This is a genomic window from Pseudonocardia sp. McavD-2-B, assembly GCF_024124365.1.
In the GTDB taxonomy this organism is placed as follows: Bacteria; Actinomycetota; Actinomycetes; order Mycobacteriales; family Pseudonocardiaceae; genus Pseudonocardia; species Pseudonocardia alni.
The window spans coordinates 1-7,147 of the sequence record NZ_JAMXSG010000287.1; the positions used below are offsets into that span (position 1 = coordinate 1).

Here is a 7,147-nt window from a genome sequence, read left to right on the forward strand (position 1 = left end):
CGGGCGGACCGCCGACGCCGCCCGGCGCGCCGCGTCGATCGCGGTGGCCAGGTCGTCGTCGTGCTCGGCGGGCGCCACCAGACCGCGCCACGACGGCAGGGTGAGCCGTCCGGCGGCCGTCCGGCCCCGGTGCTCGACCGCCGCGACCAGGCCGGGGGCCAGCCAGCGGGGGTCGACGCCGATCCCGTCGGGCACCCCGAGCGGCGGGGTCCCGGTGGCGGGGACACGCAGGACGGTGCGGGCGTCGACGTCGGCGGCGCCGATCCCGACGCGGCCCACGTAGCGGAGCCCGCCGGGCTCGGGCAGCGCCAGCAGCACCGCGCCGATCCGCTCCCGGCCCCCGCCCGGGGCCCCGGCGGGCACCCAGCCCGCGACGAGCACCTGCCGGTGGCGGCGCAGCGGCACCCGCAGCCAGTTCCGGGTGCGCCGCCCGGGCTGGTAGGGCAGGTCGAGCCGCTTGAGGTGCAGCCCGTCGAGGCCGTAGCGCTCCGCGGTCCGGACCACGAGGTCGGCCTCGTCGAGCCCGAACGAGGGCGGGACCAGGATCTTCGGTCCGGCCAGGTCGAGCGCCTCCAGCTCCGCGCGGCGGCGCCGGTAGGGCAGCTCGCACGTGCGGCGGCCGTCGCAGAACAGCAGGTCGGTGACCACGTAGCCGACCGGGACCTCGGACCGCAGGGCCGCGTCCGGGGACACCGTCGCGGTGCGGCGCAGGAGCGGACCGCGCGACGGGCGGCCCGCCTCGTCGAGGGCGACGACGGTGCCGTCGAGCACCATGCCGCCCGGCGGGGCCTGGTCGCCGAGCACGGCGAGCTCGGGGAAGGACCCGGTCACGCTGCGTGCGGTGGAGGACAGCAGCCGGACGCGGCCGGGCCGGGCGTAGGCCACGCAGCGGTGGCCCTCCCAGGCGAACTCGACCGCCCAGCGGTCCGGGTCGCCCGCGTCGGTCAGCTCGCCCGCGGCGGGCAGCATCGGCGGGATGAGGTCGGGCATGGGCGCGCCAGGACCCGCGCCGGCGCGCGCCTGCCCGGCGCCGTGCGTCGCACCGCCCCCCACCACGGCATCCACGCTATCCCCCGCACGGGCGAGTGCGGGCGCCACCTCGGCGCTGCGGCGCCCGGTGTCGGGGGTGTCTGCGACGATCGGTCCCATCATGACGCTCACCGACCGGCTGCCGCGCTCCTCCGACCCCGCGAACCCCCCGGATCCCGCCGCGCTGGTGGACACCTTCGCCGAGTGGGCGTTCGACGAGCGCGGTCTGTCGCTGTACCCGGCGCAGGAGGAGGCGCTGCTGGAGCTGGTCACCGGCGCCAACGTGATCCTCTCGACGCCGACGGGCTCGGGGAAGTCGCTGGTCGCGATCGGCGCGCACGCCGCGGCGCTGGCCCGCGGTGAGCGCAGCTTCTACACCGCGCCGATCAAGGCGCTGGTCAGCGAGAAGTTCTTCGCGCTGTGCGAGGTGTTCGGCGCGGACAAGGTCGGCATGCTGACCGGCGACGCCGCGGTGAACGAGAAGGCTCCGATCATCTGCTGCACCGCGGAGATCCTGGCGAACCTCGCCCTGCGCGAGGGCCCCGGGACCGACGTCGGCTCGGTGATCATGGACGAGTTCCACTTCTACGCCGACCCGTCGCGCGGCTGGGCCTGGCAGGTGCCGATCGTCGAGCTGCCGCAGGCGCAGTTCCTGCTGATGAGCGCCACGCTGGGCGACACGTCGTTCTTCGCGGAGGACCTGACCCGGCGCACCGGGCGGGAGACCGCGGAGATCACCTCGGTGGAGCGGCCGGTGCCGCTGCACTTCCGCTACGTCGTCGAGCCGCTGCACGAGACGATCACCGAGCTGCTGTCGACGCGTGAGGCGCCGGTCTACGTCGTGCACTTCACCCAGCAGGCCGCCGTCGAACGGGCGCAGGCGCTGATGAGCGTCAACGTCACCTCCAAGGAGGACAAGGCCGCGATCGCCGAGACGATCGGGGCGTTCCGGTTCACCTCCGGCTTCGGCCGCACCCTGTCCCGCCTGGTGCGCCACGGGATCGGCGTGCACCACGCGGGGATGCTCCCCCGCTACCGGCGGCTGGTGGAGACCCTCGCCCAGGCCGGCCTGCTCAAGGTCATCTGCGGTACCGACACCCTCGGCGTCGGCATCAATGTGCCGATCCGCACGGTGCTGTTCACCGCCCTGTCCAAGTACGACGGGCGCCGCGTGCGCCCCCTCAAGGCCCGCGAGTTCCACCAGATCGCCGGCCGCGCCGGGCGGGCCGGGTACGACACCGTCGGCACCGTCGTCGCGCAGGCCCCCGAGCACGACATCGAGAACGCCAAGGCACTGGCCAAGGCGGGCGACGACCCGAAGAAGCGCCGCAAGGTAGCCCGCAAGCAGCCGCCCGAGGGTTTCGTCGGCTGGTCGGAGACCTCGTTCGAGAAGCTGCAGCAGGCCCGGCCGGAGCCGCTGACGAGCCACTTCGAGGTCACCCACGCGATGCTGCTCAACGTCGTGTCGCGCGGCGGGGACACCTACGCCGCGATGGAGCACCTGCTCACCGACAACCACGAGCCCCGCAAGCGGCAGCTGAAGCACATGCTGCGGGCGATCGCGATCTACCGGGCGCTGCGCACCTCCGGCGTCGTCGAGCAGTACACCGTGGACGGTGCGACCCGTCCACGGGCGCGGGTGGTCGACGAGCTGCAGCTGGACTTCGCACTCAACCAGCCGCTGTCGCCGTTCGCGCTGGCGGTGTTCGAGCTCCTCGACCGGGAGTCGCCGACCTACGCCCTTGACGTGCTCTCGGTGATCGAGTCGACCCTCGACGACCCCCGCCAGATCCTCGCCGCCCAGCAGAACAAGGCCCGCGGCGAGGCGATCGCGGCGATGAAGGCCGACGGCATCGAGTACGAGGAGCGGATGGCCCGCCTGGAGGAGGTCACCCACCCCAAGCCCCTCGACGAGATGCTGCACGCGGCGCTGGAGACCTACCGCCGCGGCGCACCGTGGGTCGCCGACGCCGTCCTGTCGCCGAAGTCGGTGGTCCGGGACATGAGCGAGCGGGCGATGACGTTCACCGAGTACGTCTCGCACTACCAGCTCGCCCGCTCCGAGGGCCTGGTGCTGCGCTACCTGGCCGACGCCTACCGGGCGCTGCGCCAGACCGTGCCCGAGCACGCCCGCACCGAGGAGCTCACCGACCTCGTGGAGTGGCTGGGCGAGCTGGTCCGCCAGACCGACTCCTCGCTGCTCGACGAGTGGGAGAAGCTCGCCGCCGGGGCGGGTGCCGACGGGGAGGTGCTGCCGCCGGGGGCCGAGGTCGCCGTCGCCACGCCGACCGGGGTCACCGGCAACGCCCGCGCGTTCCGGGTCATGGTGCGCAACGCGCTGTTCCGCCGGGTGGAGCTCGCGGCGATGGGCCGCTACGCCGAGCTGGGCGACCTCGACGCCGACGCCGGCTGGACCGCCGACCGCTGGCGGGACGCCCTGGCCCCCTACTTCGCGATCCACGACCGGATCGGCTTCGGGCCGGACGCGCGCGGGCCCGAGCTGTTCGACCTCACCGAGGAGGCCGACCGCTGGCTGGTGCGCCAGGTCCTCGACGACCCGGCAGGCGACCGGGACTGGGCGATCACCGCCGAGGTGGACCTCGCTGCCTCCGACGAGGCCGGTGAGGCCGTCGTGTGGGTGACGGAGGTGACCGACGGGTCGCCGGTCTGACCCGACCGGCCCGTCGCGGGGCGCCGACGTAACCCGGTCGGCCCCACCGGGCGGGTCGGATCGGTTACGGTGTTCACCGATCATCCCAATCATGAGGGAAGTCCCTCCCACCGGAGCGAACGGGGGCGGTGGATGCAGCAGGCCGACGTCGCCGCTGCTCGCGCCGACCACGGACGGGCGCTCGTCCCCGCAGCACTCCCCGACCCCGCCGACCTCGCCGGTCCCTGGGCCTCGGAGCTGGCCCGGCACTCGGTGCTGCCGGCCACCGAGCTCCGCCCGGTCCTCGACCGGGTGACCGGCCAGTTGCGGGAGGCCGCGCTCGCGGAGCGGTACGACCCGGCCCTCCCGGCGGCCGCCGGCGGGGACCTGGTGCGGGCGCGCATCCACCAGCCGGGCTGCCTGGAGATCGGGATGGAGCTGCTGGGGGCGCACCTGGAGCCCGCCGCGGACACCGCCGCCCGGGTCCGGCGGATCGCGGCCGTGCTGGCGGCGTTCGCCCGCGGGTTCACCGAGGCCACCCGCAGCCTGGTCCTCGCCGAGCACGAGCAGGTCACCCGGGCCGCGCTGGAGGCCCGCCGCGTCGCCGAGGAGGCCCGCCGTCGCTCGGACCTGCGGCTGCGGACCGTCGTCGACTCCGCGGCCGTCGGGATCGTGATCTTCGACCCGGACGGGCGGCTCGTCGAGGTGAACGAGACCGCCGCCGTCATGTCCGGGTACACGCCCGCACAGCTGCTGAGGATGCGGGTCACCGACTTCGTGCCCCGGGAGTCGGCGCCGGAGGTGTGGGCGGAGCGGCCGCGGCTGCTCGACGGCTCCCTGGACCGGCTCCGGGTGGTCCGCCCGGTCCGGCGCGCCGACGACAGCGACGTGTGGATCGACGCCGTGGTCACCCTGCTCGGCCCGGTCGGCGGTGACGAGCAGCTGCTCGTCGCGGTGGTGTCCGACGTGACCGACCAGTTGCTGATGCAGGAGAGCCTGGCCCACCAGGCGTCGCACGACCCGCTGACCGGGCTGCCGAACCGGTCGCTGTTCTTCGAACGCCTGCGCACCGCGATCGACGCGGGCTCCTCCGGTGCCCGCCCGGGGGTCTGCTATCTGGACCTGGACGGGTTCAAGGTCGTCAACGACACCCTGGGCCACCAGGCCGGGGACCGGCTGCTGCAGGTCCTGGCCGACCGGCTCCGGGGCGCGTTGGAGCCCGGCGGGCACCTCGTCGCGCGGATGGGCGGCGACGAGTTCGTCGTGCTGGTGCCGCGCACCGCCGACCGGGCCGAGCTGGAGGAGGTCGCGACCCGCGCGCTGGGGACCGTGCGCCGCCCGGTGCGCGTCGACGGCCGCGACATCGTGATCTCGGCCAGCGTCGGGGTGGTGCGCCATGACGGCGAGCTGGGCATCGACGAGCTGATCGCCGCCGCCGACACCACCCTGTACTCGGCCAAGCGCGCCGGCCGCGGGCGCTACGTGCTCTACGACCGCGACCGGCACCGCGACGACGTCGCCCGCTTCGAGCTGTCCTCGCAGATGCCCGAGGCGCTGCGCCGCGACGACTTCGTGGTCGTCTACCAGCCCCTGGTGCGCCTGGCCGACGAGCAGACCATCGGGGTCGAGGCGCTGGTGCGCTGGCAGCGGCCCGACGGGCAGCTGCTGGGCCCGGACCGGTTCATCCCGCTCGCCGAGGAGACCGGGCTGGTCGTGCCGCTGGGCCGCCGGGTCCTCGACGAGGCGTGCCGGCAGGGCCGGGTCTGGGCCGACGCGTACCCGGGCAGGCCGCTGACGATCAGCGTGAACGTCGCCGCCCGGCAGGTGACCGAGTCGGACCTGGTCGCCGACGTCGCGGCGACGCTGGAGCGCCACGACTGGCCGCCGGAGCTGCTGCAGATCGAGCTGACCGAGTCCGACCTGATGGGCTCCCCCGGCCGGCCGTTGGCCACGCTGCGCGAGCTCGACCGGCTCGGTGTGAAGATCGCCATCGACGACTTCGGGACCGGCTACTCCAACCTCGCCTACCTGCGGCACCTGCCGGTGCACCGGCTCAAGCTGGCCGGGCACTTCCTGGCCGGGACCGCCGAGCGCGACGACGTCATCCTGCGCACGCTGATCTCGCTGGCCTCCGCGCTGGACCTGGAGGTCACCGCCGAGGCGGTGGAGACCCGGGAGCAGGCGGCGCGGCTGCGCGAGTACGGCTGCGCCAACGCGCAGGGCTGGTACTACGCACCCGCGGTCGTCGCGGAACGGGTCCCGGACCTGATCCGGGACCCGTTCCTGCGTGCCCTCTGAGCTCAGCCGTTGCGCTCGTCGCGCCAGGCGATCCAGTCCTTCAGCCGGGACAGGTCGTAGCCGCCCTGGCCGTCCTGGCCGACGGTGAACAGGCGCACCCCGGCGTCGTACAGGGCGGCGCCGTCGTCCTCCGGGGCGCCCTCGACGCCGACCGAGCGTTCGATCTCGGCCGGGTCGCGGCCGATGTCGCGGCAGTGCCCGTCGAGGATGCCGCTCTTGCGGGTGACGGTGTCGACGTCGCCGAAGCCGTGCCAGATGCCGGCGTGCTCGGCGGTGTAGCGCAGGGTCTTCTTCTCGCCCCCGCCGCCGATGAGGATCGGGATGTCGCGGGTCGGCGCCGGGTTGAGCGCCGACCAGCGGCTCCGGATGCGGGGCAGGGCCGCGGCCAGGTCGTTCAGCCGGCCGCCCGCGGTGCCGAACTCGTAGCCGTACTCGTCGTAGTCGCGCTGGAACCAGCCGGAGCCGATGCCCAGGATCAGCCGGCCGTCGGAGATGTGGTCGACGGTGCGGGCCATGTCGGCGAGCAGCTCGGGGTTGCGGTAGCTGTTGCAGGTCACCAGGGCGCCGATCTCCACCCGGGAGGTCGCCTCGGCCCAGGCGCCGAGCATGGTCCAGCACTCGAAGTGCTTGCCGTCGGGCTCGCCGTAGAGCGGGAAGAAGTGGTCCCAGTTGAAGACGACGTCGACGCCGGCCTCCTCGGCGGCGGCCACGGTGCGGCGGATGTCGGCGTAGTCGGCGTGCTGGGGCTGCAGCTGCAGTCCGATGCGGACGGGACGGGGATCGGTCATGTCCCCATCCTGGCCCCGGCGCGCGGGCCCCGCAGGACACCCGCGGGCCCGGCGGGTCAGAGCCGGCGCAGCCCGGCCAGCACCCGGTCCATCAACGCGACGCTCGGCCCGTCCTCCGCCGAGGACACACCGTGCACCACCAGGCGCCCCTCGGAGGCGAGGTCGTCGATGAGCACCCGGGCGACGCCCAGCGGCACCGCGGCCAGCGCCGCGACCTCCGACACCGACCGGGGCCGGGTGCACAGCCGCAGCACCGCGGCGCGCTCGACCGAGTCGGCGCGCGGGACGGGGCCGGGGGCGGGCCGCACCGAGACCAGCGTCTCCAGCCGCAGCTCGGCGCGGACCCGGGTACGGCCGCCGGTCATGACGTAGGGCCGGACCG

General features: G+C 74.5%; 4 protein-coding genes and 1 pseudogene. 2 read left to right on the forward strand and 3 right to left on the reverse strand.

The genetic code is table 11. The features are described from left to right. A pseudogene (locus NH602_RS25995) lies at positions 1-990 on the reverse strand (DNA ligase); the annotation flags it as partial. A 160-nt stretch (positions 991-1,150) separates the two neighbouring features. Here NH602_RS25995 and NH602_RS26000 point away from each other — a divergent pair. Both NH602_RS26000 and NH602_RS26005 read left to right on the forward strand, forming a co-directional pair. After that, positions 1,151-3,700 (forward strand): RNA helicase, encoded by a 2,550-nt coding sequence (locus NH602_RS26000; RefSeq protein ID WP_073574910.1) that lies wholly within the window; start codon positions 1,151-1,153, stop codon positions 3,698-3,700. Positions 3,701-3,832: 132 nt separating this feature from the next. Continuing rightward, positions 3,833-5,977, forward strand: coding sequence for a bifunctional diguanylate cyclase/phosphodiesterase (locus tag NH602_RS26005; protein ID WP_179759879.1), 2,145 nt, complete (start codon positions 3,833-3,835; stop codon positions 5,975-5,977). Positions 5,978-5,979: 2 nt separating this feature from the next. Here the strand turns inward: NH602_RS26005 and NH602_RS26010 are convergent, their stop codons facing one another. Continuing rightward, positions 5,980-6,765: an LLM class F420-dependent oxidoreductase gene (locus NH602_RS26010; RefSeq protein ID WP_208820301.1), complete on the reverse strand. Its 786-nt coding sequence runs from the start codon at positions 6,763-6,765 to the stop codon at positions 5,980-5,982. Between the two features lie 56 nt (positions 6,766-6,821). Next, the coding region (locus NH602_RS26015) for a DUF742 domain-containing protein (protein WP_253069163.1) at positions 6,822-7,147 on the reverse strand (326 nt) is incomplete at its 5' end.

Coding starts and splice junctions, on each gene's coding strand:
- NH602_RS26000 (WP_073574910.1), top strand. CDS start 1,151: ATGACGCTCACCGACCGGCTGCCGCGCTCCTCCGACCCCGCGAACCCC.
- NH602_RS26005 (WP_179759879.1), top strand. CDS start 3,833: ATGCAGCAGGCCGACGTCGCCGCTGCTCGCGCCGACCACGGACGGGCG.
- NH602_RS26010 (WP_208820301.1), bottom strand. CDS start 6,765: ATGACCGATCCCCGTCCCGTCCGCATCGGACTGCAGCTGCAGCCCCAG.